This window comes from Nostoc sp. FACHB-888, from assembly GCF_014696655.1.
Taxonomy (GTDB): domain Bacteria; phylum Cyanobacteriota; class Cyanobacteriia; order Cyanobacteriales; family Nostocaceae; genus Nostoc.
In genome coordinates this window covers 227105-244566 of sequence record NZ_JACJQM010000001.1, presented here as the reverse complement: position 1 = coordinate 244566, position 17462 = coordinate 227105, and the positions used below count along the sequence as shown (strand labels likewise).

Here is a 17462-nt window from a genome sequence, read left to right as displayed (position 1 = left end):
GATGCTGAAAATACTGCATGATTAACAACGACTTCTTAGTTTCTTAGCCTTCTCCGGAAGGCTATACTCAATATGTGACACTTTGATCAGCGTCATGTTTGTATTTCTTTATTACTTTTATAAGATAGCACTTTGATCACTGAAATGCAGCACTGTTAGACAGCGATTAAATCGTGTTTTGTTACCTAAGTCATGAAACGTAAATTTACCATCAAATCATTAATTTCTATTAAAAAAAATTTTGCTGATTTGTGGCAACTGTTACAAAAACTAACTGGTGGATTGTACTTTGTTTTGGGCACTTGGCTGATTTTCACTACTATAACCTTAGTTTTTGCTTCTTCCCAGCCAGTAGATGCTTTCTTTGTGCTTGGTGGGAGTATTCGTCGAGAAACTTATGTTGCCCAACAAGCAAAACAATACCCGCTAACTCCAATTTTAATTTCTCATGGTTCCCCAGACCCCTGTATATGGTTACTTTTTCAGGCAGAATTAGCAGAGTTACAAAACGTTTGGTTAGAAAAGTGCGCGAATTCTACTTTTGAAAATTTTTATTATGGTATTCCAATTTTGCGACGTTGGGGAGTGCATAAAGTCATGTTGATTACCTCGCAGAGTCATTTACCCAGAGCCAAATGGATGGCACAGATTCTTTTGGGCGCTCATGGTATTTGGGTAGAAACAGAGATTGTTCAGGAGTCGGGTGTTCCTGGTAATCGTGAATCTTGGCCCAAAACTGGATTAGATGTAACACGCAGCTTATTTTGGGCGATTGTAAGTCAAATTATTCAACCGCAATGCTCAAATGTAACCAGACTTACTCAAGTAGATATGCAAGCTTGGGAGAATCGAGGTTTTCATTGTGAACACCAAGGGGGCTTGAGGAAATAAGGGGGATGAGGTAGTACGGCAATAAGGTTATCAAAATTTTTTGGAAATAGTTCAGAGTTTTGGTTAAACCTCCAACAGAATTGGGAACTTTACTACGTTCTTAAGGAAGAAGAAGAGGAACTAAAAAGTATTTCGCAATTTAGAACCACGAAGTAGCGATCGCCTGGAATTTTAAGCAATATATTTGCATAGAATAATCGCAATTGGGTGATGCACCCAAAGGAAAATTAATGTAAAAATTCCCAATCTTGTAGCATCAAAATAGCATCTCTATACAAAGACAAATCTACTTGGTGAACTTCTATTCCCTGCCCAATTCTTTTTAGAAGGGTGATGGTCAAATTTCCTCCCAAGTGTTCACGGAACTCCGTAAGCCCCCTAAATAGACAATGCGGATGATCTAGTTGATCTAATTGCTCTGTCAATGCCGATACGTACAAAGTAAAGCCTAATTTTTTGAGTGTAGTTATAACCCTTTGCCACTCAGATTGCAAGAGTTGCCCTGTTAAATATGAATAGGTTGTGTCCAAAGCAATGCCGATCGCTACAGCTTCACCATGACGTAGGCTGTAATTAGTTAAATGCTCTAGTTTGTGAGCAGCCCAGTGTCCAAAGTCTAAAGGACGCGATGAACCCATTTCAAAGGGGTCGCCACTACCAGCAATATGCTCTAAGTGCAACTGGGAACAGCGATAGATTAGCCTTTCCATTATGTCCATGTCTCGATTAGCCAATTTATTGGCATTAGTCATAATGAAATCGAAGAAATCTGCATCTTTAATCAGCGCCACTTTCACAGCTTCTGCAATACCCGATCGCCAATCTCGATCGTCAAGGCTAGTAAGAAAATCAAAGTCATTCAAGACAGCATAAGGTGGCATGAATGTACCCAAAAAGTTTTTCTTGCCGAAGGCATTGATTCCGTTCTTTACGCCTACACCAGAATCATTTTGCCCTAATACTGTTGTCGGTACCCGTAGCAGTCTAATTCCTCGGTGAGCCGTTGTTGCTGCGTATCCGGCCATGTCTAGGACAGCTCCACCTCCAATTGCTAAGATGTAGGAGTGACGACACAATCCAGCTGCATTTATCTGCTGATGAATTTGTTCTATAAATCTAGAATCATTCTTGACTGCTTCTCCACCCGGAACTATTATCGGCTCGCTGCTCAGTGTTAGTACATCTTGATAATACTGAGCATAGACTGATAATTTTTTTAACAACCCATCCTGATACTGTAAAAATCCTGCATCTACCACTGCTAGCACTTGTTTTGGGGTCGTTTCCCCATCTGCGGCGATCACTTGTGCGAGTAAAGGATTATCTAACTGAAACAAACCTCTAGTAAAGTGAACATCATAATTAAAGGTGACGCGAACACATTGGTTAATTGGTTGAAGATTAAGAACGGTTTTTTGCTGAATAGCCATTGGAATATTATTACTTATTAAGTAAGTGTAAATATATGCAATATTGCAATTGCAATGATAGTAAAAGAAAAAATAAATTAGTTTAAAGCTACAATTTAAAATAATTTAGTATTAAAATTGAGCTAAAAAATATATCATACTTTTTAAGTGCGTTTACTTTAATTTGAAAAATTCAAAACTACATCTATTAATAGCTTTGTTGATTGCCTAAACTTTATATTTAAGATTGCTTATAAATATCATTATTACATTAAATTCTAATTTTATTCCGTCAAAAAAATTGATCCTTGATCTAATTGAAATGGTATCTTTACAGTATCTTATCGAAAGTCAGGATATTTTTATAGATTCAGTGAAGTTATAATCTCAGTAGTATATAAACTAGCTGCTTGAATCACAAAGTATCAAGTTTAGTGCTAGATTTTATACTTAGTTGCCATAAAAAAGTTGGGCAACTTTTCCTAAAATTCATCATGAGTAAAGTAAACGAGTTACTGCATCACTGGCTGTTAAAGTCTGTTTCAGAGAAAGCTTTTGCTTGGCTGGAACAGAAGCAAGCACAAATTGCTAGCGGCGCTGCTGAGAGAGTGTTTTTTACGGCTTTTAGTGCTGTGCCGCGTTATCTAGGTAAAGAGGATTTGCAAATAACATTCCAGGACTTGGAAGCAGCACAGGATGTGATTCCCGGCTGGTATCCTGGTGATTGGAGTGTAGATCAAGCAGGTCGTACACTCTTACTTCTAGCTTTGCCCCATGATGATGCTGAGGGCTATGTGCGATCGCTTGATAAATTCTTCTCCACTGCCGATATGGGGGAGTTAGTTGTCCTTTATCAAAGTTTGCCGTTACTACCACATCCAGAGTTACATCGCCATCGCGCTGCTGAGGGAATTCGCAGCAATATGAGTAATGTATTCCAAGCGATCGCACTACAAAACCCTTATCCAGCAGATTATTTAGATAATGCTGCTTGGAATCAGATGGTGCTGAAGGCTGTGTTTGTTGGCAGTCCTTTGCATCTAATTTGGGGACTCGATCGGCGTGCTAACCCAGAATTGGCGAAGATGTTAGCAGACTATGCCCATGAACGTTGGGCAGCTAAACGCTCAGTTACGCCAGAACTTTGGCGACCTGTAGGGCGGTTTGCGGATAGTGCAATCATCACAGATTTGGAAAAAGTACTGGCTAATGGGGATATACACGAGCAAGAAGCAGCAGCGTTAGCTTGTGCTGAGTCTGCTTTACCCCAAGCACAAGCATTACTTTCCCGTTACCCAGATTTACAGTCATCCATTCAAAAAGGTAATCTGACTTGGAATAGTTTTAGCGGCGATGGCCTTTTTGTTTACAAATAAAAGGGAGTGGGGAGTGGGGATGAGGGAGAAATCAAATCAAAATTAAAGTATTTCTGCCTCCTGTCTTTTGCCTCCTGCCTCCTGCCTCCTGCCTCCTCTTTCCCAATCCCCAATCATTAAAACCATTATGTTTATCGATCCTCACATTCACATGTGTTCGCGCACTACTTACGATTACTTAGTAATGCGGGAATATGGCATTGTCGCCGTTATTGAACCAGCCTTTTGGTTAGGACAACCGCGAACGAACGCTGGCACATTCAAAGACTATTTCAGTAGTCTTGTGGGCTGGGAACGGTTTCGTGCTAGTCAATTTGGCATCCAACATTACTGCACAATTGGCCTCAATCCGAAAGAAGCTAACAACGAGGCACTAGCAGCAGAAGTTATAGAACTGCTACCACTTTATGCCTGTAAAGAGGGAGTTGTTGCCATTGGTGAAATTGGCTACGACGACATGACAGAAGCAGAAGATAAGTACTTTTGTCAACAGTTAGCATTAGCTAAAGAACTCGATATGTTGGTGCTAATTCATACGCCTCATCGTAATAAAAAAGCGGGTGCTAGTCGGAGTATGGATCGCTGTATTGAATATGGCTTAGATCCTTCGCAAGTAATTATTGACCACAACAACGAGGAAACCGTTGAGGAAGTATTAGGACGAGGTTTTTGGGCAGCTTTTACAATTTATCCACAGACGAAGATGGGTAACGCCAGGATGGTTGAAGTTGTCCGTAAGTATGGACGCGATCGCATCATTGTAGATAGTAGTGCTGATTGGGGTATTAGCGATCCTTTGGCAGTCCCAAAAACGGCTCAGTTGATGTTAGACAGGGGTATTCCTGAAGAACATGTACGAGCAGTTTGTTATGAAAATGCCTTATCTGCTTACAGTCAAACTGGGCAGATGCAGGCATCAGACTGGCTCAATCCCGAATCTATTGATCAGCGTCAGTTGTTCAATGGCAACTCTGTGTTGCGAGGACAAGAACCGGGAATCAAATCAGTTTCAGATTATGTGTTGATTGAGTAATAAATTGGGAGCGGGGAGTGGGGAGTAGGGAGTAGGGATGAGGAATTGCATAATGTAATATGCGGTTTATTTTGAGAAATTATTAGGTACGGAGGCAGATAAGTGAATGTTGCAAGCTTAAATTTTCAAAGCTGGCGGGGTTATCTGGAATTGATGCGTCCTGCTAATATTGTTACTGCTTGGGCGGATATTCTTGTTGGTTTTGCAGCTTCTGGCTCTGGGATTATTTTTGCTCAATTAATCAATGGAGAAGCAAGTTTTACCATACTAATTCCATTAGCTTGGTTGTTATTGGCTACAACTGGTTTATACGGCGGTGGTGTAGTTTTTAATGATGTTTTTGATGCTGAATTAGATGCAAAAGAGCGGCCAAATAGAGCAATTCCCAGTGGTCGCGTATCTCGTGAAAATGCTACTTTATTGGGGGGAATACTATTTGCGATCGGGATTCTAGCTGCTTTTCAAGTATCATTGGTGAGTGGTGCGATCGCTATATTTATCACTCTTTCATGCCTACTCTATAATTCACTTGCCAAACATCATCCTTTTTTTGGCCCTTTAAATATGGGTTTGTGTCGTGGCAGTAACTTATTATTAGGCGTAAGTGCTGTACCAGCAATGATAGGAGAACGTTGGTATTTAGCGCTAATTCCGGTTATTTACATTGCTGCTATCACCGCAATTAGTCAGGGTGAAGTTCACGGAGGTAAGAAGATTACGGGAGTACTCGCATTACTGCTGATTGCAATAGTTTTAACGGCTGTTTTAGCTTTAGGATTATTACGAGACTATGCAGCGATCGCAGCACTACCATTTGCTGTTTTATTAGCTATCAGAGTCTTGCCTAATTTTATCAAAGCTGCGCGTGAACCAGTCGCCGAAAATGTCCGAACTGCCGTAAGAATAGGCGTGTTATCTCTAATAGTTTTAGATGCAACTATTGCATCTGGTTTTGCTGGTTTGTATTACGGTTTATTTGTTCTAATTTTGCTACCATTTTCGATTAAGTTAGCAAAAGTATTTGCTGTTACTTAAATTTGAATGTATACACCCAGTAATACCATGAATTGGTTGTATGGGCGCACATCTATGCGCCCATACAACTGAATATGGGGCAGGTATTTTGTGAAATAGTATAAGCCCAAGAAATTACATATACAAGGGATAAAGCTAGAAAATGAAAATTACAAAAAACAATAATCACTTAACTTATTGCAGCAATATTCACCCTGGTGAAAGTTGGCTAGAGGTTTTTAGCAATTTAGAAAAATATGTTCTCAATCTCAAATCACGTTTATCGCCAACAGCATCTTTTGGTATTGGTTTAAGATTAGCAGATGTAGCTGCTAAAGAACTGTTACAAAATAATAACTTGGCTCAATTCCAAGCGTGGCTTAGTCAAGAAGATTTATACGTTTTCACTTTAAATGGATTCCCTTATGGCGGATTCCACCGACAGGTAGTAAAAGACCAAGTTTATGCACCAGATTGGTCTACACAAGAACGGGTCGATTATACATTAAACTTGGTACAAATTTTAGCTACTTTATTACCAGAAGAACTTGATGGCGGAATTTCTACGCTGCCGTTATCTTATAAACCTTGGTGGCAAAAAGACCAAGCAATCGAGACAGTTTTGAAAAAGAGTTGTTTAAACATAGCATCAGTTGTTGTAGAAATGATTCGCATCTGCGAAGAAACAGGAAAGATACTTCATATTGATTTAGAACCTGAGCCTGATGGATTAATTGAAAATACCTCAGAAGTAATTGATTTCTATCAAAATTGGCTATTACCAATTGGCGGGAATTATTTATCAGAAAAATTAAATATTGAACAGACTCTAGCAGAAACTAAATTGCTAGAACACGTTCGGGTTTGCTATGATACCTGCCATTTTGCAGTTGAATATGAGGAACCACAATCTGTATTTGCACGTTTCCAATCGGCAGGAATTAAGATTGGCAAAATTCAAATCAGTGCTGCAATTAAAGTAAAAATACCTGCTGATGTTGAAAAACGCAGTTTGATAGTTGAACGCTTAAGTCCTTTTGCTGAATCTACTTATCTTCACCAAGTAATAGAACGTCGCAGTGATGGTACACTCCATCACTATCCTGACTTAATAACTGCATTACCGCATTTAGAACAATCTCTAGCTGAAGAATGGCGTACTCACTTTCATGTCCCAATTTTTATTCATGATTATCAAATTTTGCAGTCTACCCAAGATGATATTGCTACCGTTTTACATCTACTTCAAACAAACAATGCTTGCTCCCATTTAGAAATTGAAACTTACACTTGGGATGTATTACCAGCAGAAATGAAGATAGATTTGCTGACTTCTATTCAGCGAGAATATGAGTGGGTATTAAAAGAATTTGCCGCAAATTAAAAGGAGATTAATTTATGCAGAAAACTGTTGTTCTAAATGTCGTGGGATTAACGCCCAGTTTGCTAGGAGAAAACACACCGTTCTTATCTTCTTGGGCGGCGATTGGCCAAGTAGCCCCGATCGCAACAGTTTTACCTGCTGTAACTTGTTCTGTTCAGGCTACTTATTTAACAGGAAAATTGCCTGATGAACATGGAATTGTCGCTAATGGTTGGTACTTCCGCGATGAATGTGAAGTGAAGTTTTGGCGGCAGTCTAATAAACTAGTGCAAGCTCCCAAAGTTTGGGAAATAGCTAAATCAATTGATCCAAATTTCACTTGTGCCAATCTTTTTTGGTGGTACAACATGTATTCATCAGTAGATTATGCCATTACGCCGCGCCCGATGTATCCCGCAGATGGCAGAAAATTACCTGATATTTATACCCATCCTAGTGATGTGCGATCGCAAATTCAATCTGATTTAGGTAACTTCCCTTTATTCGATTTTTGGGGCCCAAAAACTACCATTAGTTCTAGTCAATGGATTGCCAATTCGGCAAAATGGATTGAGGAACGTTACAGCCCTACATTATCACTAGTTTATCTGCCACATTTAGATTACTGTCTGCAAAAATTTGGTCATGATGAAAAACACATCCAAGCTGATTTGCGAGAAATTGATGCTGTTTGTGGCGATTTAATTGAATATTATCAAGCACGTAATACTCAGGTAATTATTCTTTCCGAGTATGGCATTACCCAAGTCTCTAAAGCTGTGGATATCAACCGTGTATTACGGGAAAACGGTTTAATTGCTGTGCGGGAAGAATTAGGGCGAGAACTGCTCGATTTTGGTGCTAGCATTGCCTTTGCTGTTGCCGATCATCAAATTGCTCATGTTTATGTGAACGATCCGGCATACATCCCGAAAGTGCGATCGCTTTTAGAAGCGACTGAAGGCATAGCCCAGGTATTGGATGAAGAGGGTAAGCAAACCTACCATCTCAATCATCCTAGATCGGGAGAGTTGGTGGCGATCGCTCAATCTGACGCTTGGTTTACCTATTATTATTGGCTCGATGATGCAAAAGCGCCTGATTTTGCCAGAACTGTAGATATCCACCGTAAACCTGGTTACGATCCTGTAGAACTTTTCCTTGATCCGCAAATTAAATTTCCTCAAGGAAAAATTGCCCTCAAATTACTGAAGAAACAACTGGGTTTTCGCTACTTAATGGATGTGATTCCTCTGGATGCTTCCCTTGTACGCGGTTCTCACGGTAACGTTAGCACTTCTCCAGATGAAGGGCCTCTATTTATCACCCATCAAACTCACCTAGTTGGTGAAAATCGCATTGAGGCGACAGATGTTTGCTCGTTGATTCTCAAACATTTAAATTAGGATTAGTCAAATTAACGTAAAAAGGGCGGTTAGAAACCGCGTCTACACGAACAAAACCCACCTGCGTGGGTTCCAGACAAGGGGCTTAAGCCCCTTGTTCCGTATGGTCGTCGTGTAGCTGAGGGGTGGGGTATTTCAATTGATCCTTCATTACTTCCAATTATTGCTCAAGCTGTAAGTATCTAGCAGTTTGAGACTATAAATTACATTTTGATCTAGTTTTGTAGGGTGCATTACGCCATTGCTAACGTACTAAAAACTCGATAGTTACTTACATACTTAAGGTAAATTTAAATCCCCTTTAATGCTGACGATTCCGCCGCCGCAAGTATTCCAGATTTATAATGCCAAATTGATGAAGCTAGCTGCCACATCTGGACATTCACTGCCGAAATTTTTCTTAAAGGATATAGCATTTTTCACCCTACCGTAAGGCTTGATTGTAGGCTCTTTGACGTTAGTAAAATCTTCCCAGGCTCAAGATCATCTCACCCCAGATGTGTTTCTTTGGAGCGATTAAGTCGTGTTCTATGCTTGCTAGGTTAGGTGTAAGAGTTAACTAATAGCCATCTGGTTTTAATCAAGGAGATTGTTGATATGGTTGAGAATAAGCAAGCTTTAGATAAACAGGTTGAAAATGCTAACCGCATAACAACAGGTCAATCCTATGGTGCTTCAACTGGCACAAACATAAATGCTGGATTACCTGAAACTGAGTATGCTAACCGCACAACAACGGGTCAATCTTATGGTGCTTCAACTGGCACAAACATAAATGCTGGAGTATCTGAAACCGAGTATGATAACCGCACAACAACGGGTCAATCTTATGCTGATTCAACTGGTACGAACATAGGCACTAGAAGACCTGTATCTGCAAATGCTCCTACAATTACGCCTGAATCCGATGCTCGTCCTGCAAACAAAGGTAGTAATCCTGCATTAAATAGAGCGCTAGTAGGGGGACTCATTGGTCTTACGTTAGGCTCATTAGCTGGCGCTTTTGCTGGCAAAAGAATAGGTCAAGGCTTTAAGCACACTGTAAAAGGTATAGGAGACGCGTCAAAGACTATTGGTGATGGTCTTGGTCAAACCGCAAAAGGTCTAGGGGACGCGGCAAAGAGTGTCGCTGAGGGTACTATCCAAGCTGTTGTAGGCGGTACAATCGACACAGTAGAGGGCGTTAGTGACCTAGCCAAGCAAACCACTATAGGAACACTGGACGCTGTACAGAACACAGCACAAGGTGTGAATCAAGCGGTACAAGTTACTGTGGACACAGTAAAGGATACAGCACAAAATGTCGCTGAGGGAATCAAGCAAACCACGGTAGGAACACTAGACGCAGTACAGAGTACAGCAGAGGGTCTTAATGAAGCTGTACAAGGCGCTGCGGATAATGCAAAGGATACAGCAGAAAATGTCGCTGACGTAGCCAAGGAAACCACTGTAGGAACACTAGACGCAGTACAGAGTACATCACAGGGTCTTAATGAAGCTGTACAAGGTGCTGCGGACAAGGCAAAGGATACAGCAGAAAATCCCAAAGCATCTGAAAATCAGAGCAATCCATACAAGCGGAAATAGCTGCAACTAATAGGGTAGTTCTTAAAGACTAAGGATAAGCAATAGTTTCTTTTTTAAAGTATATATACTTATCCCTTTTTGAGGACTACCTGCAAACATAGAAAGTTCATGAGTTATTAGTTACCAAAAAACTTACGTTTTTTGAAATTAGACTCTGTCAGACCAAGGAAAAATTTTTAGATATTGCTTTCCTGTCCTAGCACAAAATACAAAATAGAAGATTATTATGAATGAGAATCAGCAGTTTTCAGAGCAGTCTGAAGAAAATATTGATCCGCTTACAGATCAACCCAATAATTATACAGCAGGTAGTAGCTCAAAGAATGATTTAGCTAAAGTAGCAATTGGAGCGCTGATTGGTGCTACCGTGGGCGCAATAGCTACAGCTTTAACTATTAAAGGTACAACTGAAAAAGTTGACAAAGCTGTAAAAAGTGTAGGAAATGCGGTAAAAGGTGCAACTGGGAGTTTTAATCAAAATGTAAAAAATGTCGGAAATGCAATAAAGACTGTAGCTGACAGCGTTAACGAAACTGTAAAAGATGTAGGAGATGCTGTTAAAGATACAGCTTTAGATGTTAACAGTATTGCAATAGATACAGTGGGTGCTGTTAAAGGTACAGCTATAGGCATTAACGATACTGTAAACAATACAGTAGATATTGTTAAGGGTGCAGCTGAGGGTGTTAAAGACACTGTAAAAGGTACAGTGGACGTAGCTACAAATGCAGTTGAGGATGAGACTCCATCTGCTAGTGAAAGCGCTAATATACCTAATAACCAGACAACTTACATTTTGGTTCCACTAGACAAAAACCAGTAGTAGGCATCTATCTGCCTTCATCATCAGGACTAAACTGCTCTTATATAATAAGTGATACTAGTGGTCAATTGTAAGCTCATTAATGGAGTTTAGAGACTCGTTAACAGAGATAAAAGGCTCGTTAACGGAGATAAAATACTTGTTGACGGAGTTCAGAGGCTCGTTAAGTAGATAAACAAAAATATTTACAGTCATTGCGATCGCTCCCTTCGCAAAGCATATCGTAGAGAAGTAGTTCTAGGCGTTGCGATCGCATTATTCTGCTTTGGTGCGATCGCAATGACATTGTGTAATTAATTATATTGCTGATAAAGAGTTAGTTAGAAAGCTGACATTGCTTTCAACTTTGCCTTAATTTAGAAAATTATTCAATATCATTCAAGGGTTAAATAACTTTGAAATGGGATATTTTGGCTTTTTATTCCTTAAAAGTTGACGAAAAGGAAGGTTTTGCTATGATAGGGAGTTCCCTTTGAACTGTTCAACTCCTTTGTCTGGCTAATGAAAAAAATTGTAAAAATCATTACCTCAATAATTATTACTGTATATGTAGTATGCTCGGTTTTTAATTACTATTGGTATAGTGGTTTTATTCCCGCGAAAATTGAGATAACCTACGCCATACACATTGGCGGTGTGAGTGGTATTATTCGAGAGGGTTGTGGCGCAGCTATATTTCGACTATCAGATGCAACTGCGGATGCCATTTCCCGTAAAGGTCTCGATTTTTTTAACGACGCTCTCTATTCAAGAAAAAGCAAAGAGCGCCGCTACACCTATAGTTCATGGAAAGAAACACCAGTTCCCAATTCATGGACGAGTGAAGGCACTTGGCCAGGTTTGGGTTGTTCGGGTGCAAGTCGTTCACTGTTGTCTCAAATCCTTCTCCCTGCTTCTAAAAAAGGAAGCTACTACTCCTCCAAAGACGAAGCATGGATTGTTGTAATTCCAAGCTTTAAATTGGTAGTCTTTTCTTATTTTGGTTAGTCCCGCCAATCCAAATGCCATCTTAACATCAACTGAAAAAGCATTTCACAAGCTTAGACTGGACTTAAACAAAACTCAAGAAGAAAAAAGAGTAATCGCAAAGCTTTCCTCTGTATTATTCCTCGCTACTTTCTCTGACGCAAGTTAATTTCATTCACTTGATTTATTAAAAACTTCTAAAATCTGTCGGCAAATTTGTTTGAGCTTATCCTCGATTTCACCAGAAGGCGAAGATGCGCCGACAACACTCCAGTTTTCTACCGTAGAAAGTCGCCACGCTTCACCGCGATGATCGAATCCAGCCACCTCCACGCCGATCGCACGCCGGGAATTATTGATGGGATCTTGATAAAATCGGATTTGAATTAAAATACTGCGACTTCGCCAAGATTTGCTGATACCAGGAAAGTGAAAGCCAATATCTATAGAGTCTGGATCGACTAACTCTCTGGTTTCCGGATCATTCTTCCAGGGTTTGAGATCAGATTTGGCATCAGGAAACTCACATTTGAACAAATTAACCACTGTAGCTATGTTGCTGGCGAGTTCAAGATTCGTTGCCTGTTCAGCTGCGTTCACTAAAAAACACTCCTATAATTGCGTCGGCATCTTCGGGTATCTGAAGATATAAAAACCGCCAGAAGGCTTACATTATTGGTGTTTCAGCTTATCAAGACCTTTGAGATTTAGCAACTCTAAATCAGACTTCCCTAACAATCGTTGTTACTAACAAATGTAAAAAATAGCTTCTTGTTGGGACTGTCTAACACCTATTAAGTAATTGTACTTAAATTTTCCTGAAAAGCAGATGAAACTCTGCCCTTTTTAAAAAATATCAAGATTTTCTGCAAAATCCTTGGCAGACAAGAACGATAAATTGCGCTAGCGACGATCTAAAATGACACTGTTAATCGGCAAACAAAAAGCAATTAAGTTCATTGTATGGCGCGTCAACGCTCGATTTTTTCATTTGTCCTAGTATTATTGACCACATTCCTCATTAGTTGTGGCGGCCCTAATGTCGCGGTAGCACCTCCTACTTACACAGCAACGCAACTTGAAAGAATTCAAGCATACGTTCCTGAAATTCAGGCTGTGCGCGATCGCTCAGATGAGTTGAAAAGGCTAATCCAAAGAGGTGATTGGATCAATGTGCGTAACTTTATACATGGGCCCATAACAGAAGCGAGGCTGAACCTGACTTATGTCACTTCCAACCTTCTGCCCAAAGACCAACCCGCAGCACGTCAGATAACGCGAGATTTGTTTAATGACCTAGTTAAACTTGATAAAGCTACTAGTGCTAGCAATCCTCAAGTTGCCTTGAGTAAATCCCAAGCTGCTTTTGCAGACATTGACAAATTCCTCGATCTGCTTCCTAAAACCAGCAGTGAAGCAGAGGCAAGTTAAGCGCAAGCTAAGATGAACTGAGGGGAATGAGGAGGATGAGGGAGAGTAAAAATTGCTCCCCCTGTTCCCTCATCTCCCGAATCTCCCCATCTTCGCCTCAAAATAGCAATGAGTCATGTAGTTATTATCGGTTGTGGTGTAGTTGGGGCTGCGATCGCCTATGAACTGAGTGAAGTAAAAGGGCTGAAAATCACGGTTTGCGATCGGCAACCACCAGCACAAGCTTCTACAGGCGCTGCACTTGGCGTTTTAATGGGCGCAGTTAGCCAAAAAATTAAAGGCAAAGCTTGGCAGATGCGACAAACTAGCATCCAACGCTATGAAACTTTGATTCCTGAACTAGAAGCTTTAACAGGTCGCAAAATTCCTTTTAATCGCCAGGGAATTCTCAGTCTTGGTTTGGAAGAGGAAAATTTAGCAGCATGGGAAAAACTGGTAGAAGTTCGCCACTCTCAAGGCTGGCATTTAGAAATATGGGATACGGCTAAACTCAAAAATATTTGTCCTCAAGTTAATCACGAACAAATTACTGGCGCTGTCTATTCTCCTCAAGATCGTCAACTTGATCCAACTGCTCTCACATTAGCTTTAGTTGAGGCTGCCCAGCAAAACGGTGTAACCTTCAAATTTGGTGTGGCTGTTTTGGATGTCCATACCTCACCACCTGATTCTTCTCCCCAATATTGCAATCAACTTGAAACTACAGAAGGAAAAATAGCCGCAGATTGGTTTGTAGTTGCAGCCGGGCTAGGTTCAACACCACTGACAGCAAAATTAAATCAAATAATTGATATCCGCCCTGTACTTGGGCAAGCCTTGCAAATGCGTATGGGGCATCCATTAGGAAATCCCGACTTCCAGCCAGCCATTACGGGTAACGATGTGCATATTGTTCCTGTGGGTGGTGGAGATTATTGGGTGGGTGCAACAGTGGAATTTCCCAACAATGGCGATGAGATACCGCCAAATCAAGAACTGCTGGAATCCGTTAGAGAACAAGCGATCGCATTTTGTCCAGAATTAGCCACAGCAACCATTCTCCGCACCTGGTCGGGTTTACGTCCCCGCCCTGAAGGTCGCCCAGCTCCAGTTATTGGTAAGTTACCAGGGTTTAGTAATGTCCTTCTAGCTACCGGACACTATCGCAACGGCGTTTTACTAGCACCCGCTACAGCTTATGCGATTCGTGAGATGATTATTTCTCAGGGAATGGGGGGATGAGGGAGCAGGGGAAGCAAAGGAAGAAAGAATAACTAATCCTCAATGCCTAATGCCCAATTCCCAATTCTCGCTTGCCCTGAGCGAAGCCAAAGGGATGCCCAATATAGGAAAATAGCGTGTCAATAACAGAACATACAATCAATGTAGATTCACTGGAATGGTTTTATCGAGAATCTTTACCAATCGGCAGAAGTGACTTAGCGCCTGTGTTGTTGCTACATGGCTTAGTTTCACAAAGTTATAGCTGGCGTCATATTATGCCTGCTTTGGCTAGTCAGGGTACAAGAGCGATCGCTCCAGATTGGATTGGTTACGGCTTTTCGGCAAAACCAGAAAAACGAGATTTTGCTTACACTCCCGATGCTTTTATAACAGCTTTAGAAGGATTTATTAAAGCTTTAGAACTTGAACATTTTTCTTTAGTTGTCCAAGGATTTTTAGGTTCTGTAGGGCTACAATATGCCTTGCGTCATCCAGAACAAATTGCCAATATAGCTATTTTAAATACACCAATTTCAACTGCTGCTAAATTACCCTGGAAAATTAAACAAATGGGTTTACCTTTGGCAGGTGAAGTAATGACCCAAGACCCGCTTTTGGTTGATCGAACGCTAGAAGGTGGAAGCCGTTATCGGATAGGGGATAAGGAATTAGATATTTATCGAAAACCATTTTTAAAAAGTTCTTCATCTGGGCGGAGTCTCTTATCAAGTATTCGCAATTTACAGCTTGATTCAGCAATGAAAGAAATCGAATCTGGCTTTAAAGAATGGCAACAGCCGATTCTGATTCAATGGGGTATAATTGACCCTTGGCTAGCCGTAGACATTGCCGAAAATTTTGCCAAGTCCGTACCAAATACTGAATTAATAAAACTTAATAACGTTGGACATTATCCTCAAGAACATTACCACGAAGCGATTTTAGAAGACCTTTTACCCTTTGTGCGTCGTAAAGATGCTCATTGACAATATACTTTTGGCAAAAATCGATATTATAAAAATGAAACTACAGATAAACACCAATAATTTATCTGTGGTAAAGAAATAAATTCTGGATTGTTGCCAGACTTATAATGTTATTTCAGGCTACATTTGTGAACTTTTTATTACATTAAAAATGAATCACAACCATAAGTAAAGGAGATTAGAATTCATGGCTTATTCATGGTTTAAAGCCTTTCATATCGTCGGATTTGTAGTTTGGTTCGCTGGTTTGTTTTACTTAGTACGTCTTTTTATCTATCACGTTGAAGCGAACCAAGAGCCTGAACCCGCGCGAACGATACTGAAAAATCAGTATCAAATTATGGAAAAGCGTCTCTACTCTATCATCACCAACCCAGGAATGTTTGTGACGATTGCAATGGCTATCGGTTTAGTAAGTACCGAACCGGACGTTTTAAAAGAGGGTTGGTTGCATATAAAACTGCTGTTTGTTGCCATTTTAATTGGCTATCATCATTACTGCGCTCGGCTGATGAAAAAGTTAGCAGTAGATGAATGTGGCTGGAATGGTCAGCAATTACGTGCCTTAAATGAAGCACCCACAGTTATGTTAGTAGCAATTGTCTTGCTGGCTGTGTTTAAAAATAATCTACCTACAGATATCGCTGCTTGGGCTATTTTCGCCATGATTATTTTGATGGCAGTCACTATTCAACTTTACGCCAAAAAACGCAGGCAAGATAAAGAGAAATTGACGGCACAAATAGGGCAACCACAACAACAAAGTTAGACAAACCTCTCCCTGCCTTGAACTTTAGTTCAAGTCTGTCCCTCTCCGACTCGGAGAGGGAAAAGTTTTGTGTTTCACGTTAAGTTGACACTTACAAAAGCTGTGCTACCTACCAAAAGTTGCATCACAACAACAAATCTTACCCATTAACCATTACCTCATCTTGGAAACATTTACAGTAAATCATCCCCAGGAATCACGGTAGTGTAAAAAGTATATTTGCGATTAGCGACATAACGGCGGTCTTGTTTAATAAGCGCCATAAACTCTCTATGTCCCTCACGAGTACGTCCCACTAAACAACCCGCACTAGCAAGGCGAATATCATTTCGAGGAAAATCAAAGCCGTAGTGTTGATTCACATAAAAATTATTGCCTGTATCAAGTTTGTCCCCAGTCCGTTTAAAATCTTTATTGAAATCTCTACAAACAGTTATATCTCCAACTTGGACTAATGCTTCGTGAGGCTCTGCTGTGCCGTGAGTGCCAACAGCCCAAGCTTTGTATTGTCCAAACTGAATCCTAGCTGCTCCTTTGGGATTCATCGGATTATAAGTGTAGTACTTCCCTGGTTCTGTAGTAGCTTCCCAGTGATCTACGATTTTGGGAACGCCATTTACTACTTCAATAACAATCCGTCGATCGTTAAATTGATTGGGTGTATCACTGTTGAGATTCCAGTTTGCATCTATACCTTCTACATAAACAATGTTGTATTCTTTTGGATTGGTAAATACCTGATAACCTTTGGATAGCATATATTTCACAATCTTACTAGGGATGTCATTGCCTAGTTTTAAAGGGGGTTTAGGAAGATCATCTATTTTGGTTTCAATTAGTTTCTTAGCTGTGACTGCTCCTAAAAAGCCACTCTCTTCAGTCTTGGTTAATTCTTGAAATTTTTTGAGAGATATCACAGAAACAGGGCCAAATTTACCATCGGCTGGAGGTTCTAACAAACCTAAGCCGATTAATAGTATCTGAATCTGACGAGCCAATTCTGCATCTTCAGCGATCGCGTCAAATGCCCATTTCTCATCTTTTCCCAAGAAATCTTGTAGTTTCATTATGCACCTACCTTAATTTACTTATTTCTAAGTATAAACATCATTTTCACGATTGATTTTGTTTTAAACAATACTCTTAAGCAAACAAAAGTATAAATTCAGAACAAGTTTGTTTATAGATCAATAGGGTTGCGATCG

Annotated in this window: 17 protein-coding genes; 13 read left to right on the top strand and 4 right to left on the bottom strand. The window is 40.3% G+C overall.

Annotation, left to right across the window (positions count from 1 at the left end; translation table 11 throughout):
* Positions 1-192 precede the first annotated feature (192 nt).
* Positions 193-891 (top strand): YdcF family protein, encoded by a 699-nt coding sequence (locus tag H6G26_RS01005; RefSeq protein WP_190727479.1) that lies wholly within the window; start codon positions 193-195, stop codon positions 889-891.
* 227 nt (positions 892-1118) lie between these two features.
* Here H6G26_RS01005 and H6G26_RS01000 read toward each other — a convergent pair whose 3' ends face one another.
* The gene (locus H6G26_RS01000) at positions 1119-2321 is read right to left on the bottom strand and encodes a 3-dehydroquinate synthase (RefSeq protein WP_190727478.1); all 1203 of its coding nucleotides are present in this window, start codon (positions 2319-2321) and stop codon (positions 1119-1121) included.
* 473 nt (positions 2322-2794) lie between these two features.
* On the opposite strand from H6G26_RS01000, the gene H6G26_RS00995 reads away from it, so the two are divergent.
* The 7 genes from H6G26_RS00995 (at position 2795) to H6G26_RS00965 (ending at position 10902) form a co-directional block, all read left to right on the top strand.
* Positions 2795-3676, top strand: coding sequence for an EboA family metabolite traffic protein (locus H6G26_RS00995; RefSeq protein WP_190727477.1), 882 nt, complete (start codon positions 2795-2797; stop codon positions 3674-3676).
* A 127-nt stretch (positions 3677-3803) separates the two neighbouring features.
* Complete coding sequence (locus tag H6G26_RS00990; RefSeq protein WP_190727476.1) at positions 3804-4709, top strand: TatD family hydrolase; 906 nt, start codon at positions 3804-3806, stop codon at positions 4707-4709.
* 102 nt (positions 4710-4811) lie between these two features.
* On the top strand, positions 4812-5744 hold the full coding sequence (gene eboC / locus H6G26_RS00985) for a UbiA-like protein EboC (RefSeq protein ID WP_347242414.1): 933 nt from the start codon (positions 4812-4814) through the stop codon (positions 5742-5744).
* A gap of 142 nt (positions 5745-5886) precedes the next feature.
* Positions 5887-7107 carry a metabolite traffic protein EboE gene (gene eboE, locus H6G26_RS00980; RefSeq protein WP_190727475.1) on the top strand — a complete coding sequence of 407 codons (1221 nt, stop codon included), beginning with the start codon at positions 5887-5889 and terminating at the stop codon, positions 7105-7107.
* A gap of 14 nt (positions 7108-7121) precedes the next feature.
* On the top strand, positions 7122-8492 hold the full coding sequence (locus H6G26_RS00975) for a nucleotide pyrophosphatase/phosphodiesterase family protein (protein WP_190727474.1): 1371 nt from the start codon (positions 7122-7124) through the stop codon (positions 8490-8492).
* Positions 8493-9089: 597 nt separating this feature from the next.
* Positions 9090-10079 carry a hypothetical protein gene (locus H6G26_RS00970; protein WP_190727473.1) on the top strand — a complete coding sequence of 330 codons (990 nt, stop codon included), beginning with the start codon at positions 9090-9092 and terminating at the stop codon, positions 10077-10079.
* A 226-nt stretch (positions 10080-10305) separates the two neighbouring features.
* A complete protein-coding gene (locus tag H6G26_RS00965) occupies positions 10306-10902 on the top strand; it encodes a hypothetical protein (protein WP_190727472.1) in 597 nt (198 codons plus the stop codon).
* Positions 10903-11065: 163 nt separating this feature from the next.
* Here the strand turns inward: H6G26_RS00965 and H6G26_RS43670 are convergent, their stop codons facing one another.
* Positions 11066-11188 (bottom strand): hypothetical protein, encoded by a 123-nt coding sequence (locus tag H6G26_RS43670; RefSeq protein ID WP_277883749.1) that lies wholly within the window; start codon positions 11186-11188, stop codon positions 11066-11068.
* Positions 11189-11403: 215 nt separating this feature from the next.
* Here H6G26_RS43670 and H6G26_RS00960 point away from each other — a divergent pair, with 215 nt between their 5' ends.
* Positions 11404-11889, top strand: a complete 486-nt coding sequence (locus tag H6G26_RS00960) for a hypothetical protein (RefSeq protein ID WP_190727471.1) — start codon at positions 11404-11406, stop codon at positions 11887-11889.
* Positions 11890-12039: 150 nt separating this feature from the next.
* Here the strand turns inward: H6G26_RS00960 and H6G26_RS00955 are convergent, their stop codons facing one another.
* Positions 12040-12468, bottom strand: coding sequence for a hypothetical protein (locus H6G26_RS00955; protein WP_190727470.1), 429 nt, complete (start codon positions 12466-12468; stop codon positions 12040-12042).
* A 363-nt stretch (positions 12469-12831) separates the two neighbouring features.
* Here H6G26_RS00955 and psbQ point away from each other — a divergent pair, with 363 nt between their 5' ends.
* The 4 genes from psbQ (at position 12832) to hemJ (ending at position 16257) form a co-directional block, all read left to right on the top strand.
* A complete protein-coding gene (gene psbQ / locus H6G26_RS00950; RefSeq protein WP_190727469.1) occupies positions 12832-13299 on the top strand; it encodes a photosystem II protein PsbQ in 468 nt (155 codons plus the stop codon).
* Between the two features lie 108 nt (positions 13300-13407).
* The gene (locus H6G26_RS00945) at positions 13408-14520 is read left to right on the top strand and encodes an FAD-dependent oxidoreductase (RefSeq protein ID WP_190727468.1); all 1113 of its coding nucleotides are present in this window, start codon (positions 13408-13410) and stop codon (positions 14518-14520) included.
* Positions 14521-14636: 116 nt separating this feature from the next.
* Complete coding sequence (locus H6G26_RS00940; protein ID WP_190727467.1) at positions 14637-15488, top strand: alpha/beta fold hydrolase; 852 nt, start codon at positions 14637-14639, stop codon at positions 15486-15488.
* Between the two features lie 187 nt (positions 15489-15675).
* Positions 15676-16257: a protoporphyrinogen oxidase HemJ gene (hemJ, locus tag H6G26_RS00935; RefSeq protein WP_190727466.1), complete on the top strand. Its 582-nt coding sequence runs from the start codon at positions 15676-15678 to the stop codon at positions 16255-16257.
* Positions 16258-16430: 173 nt separating this feature from the next.
* On the opposite strand, the gene H6G26_RS00930 is transcribed toward hemJ, so the two are convergent.
* The gene (locus tag H6G26_RS00930; protein WP_190727465.1) at positions 16431-17324 is read right to left on the bottom strand and encodes a peptidoglycan-binding protein; all 894 of its coding nucleotides are present in this window, start codon (positions 17322-17324) and stop codon (positions 16431-16433) included.
* Positions 17325-17462 lie beyond the last annotated feature (138 nt).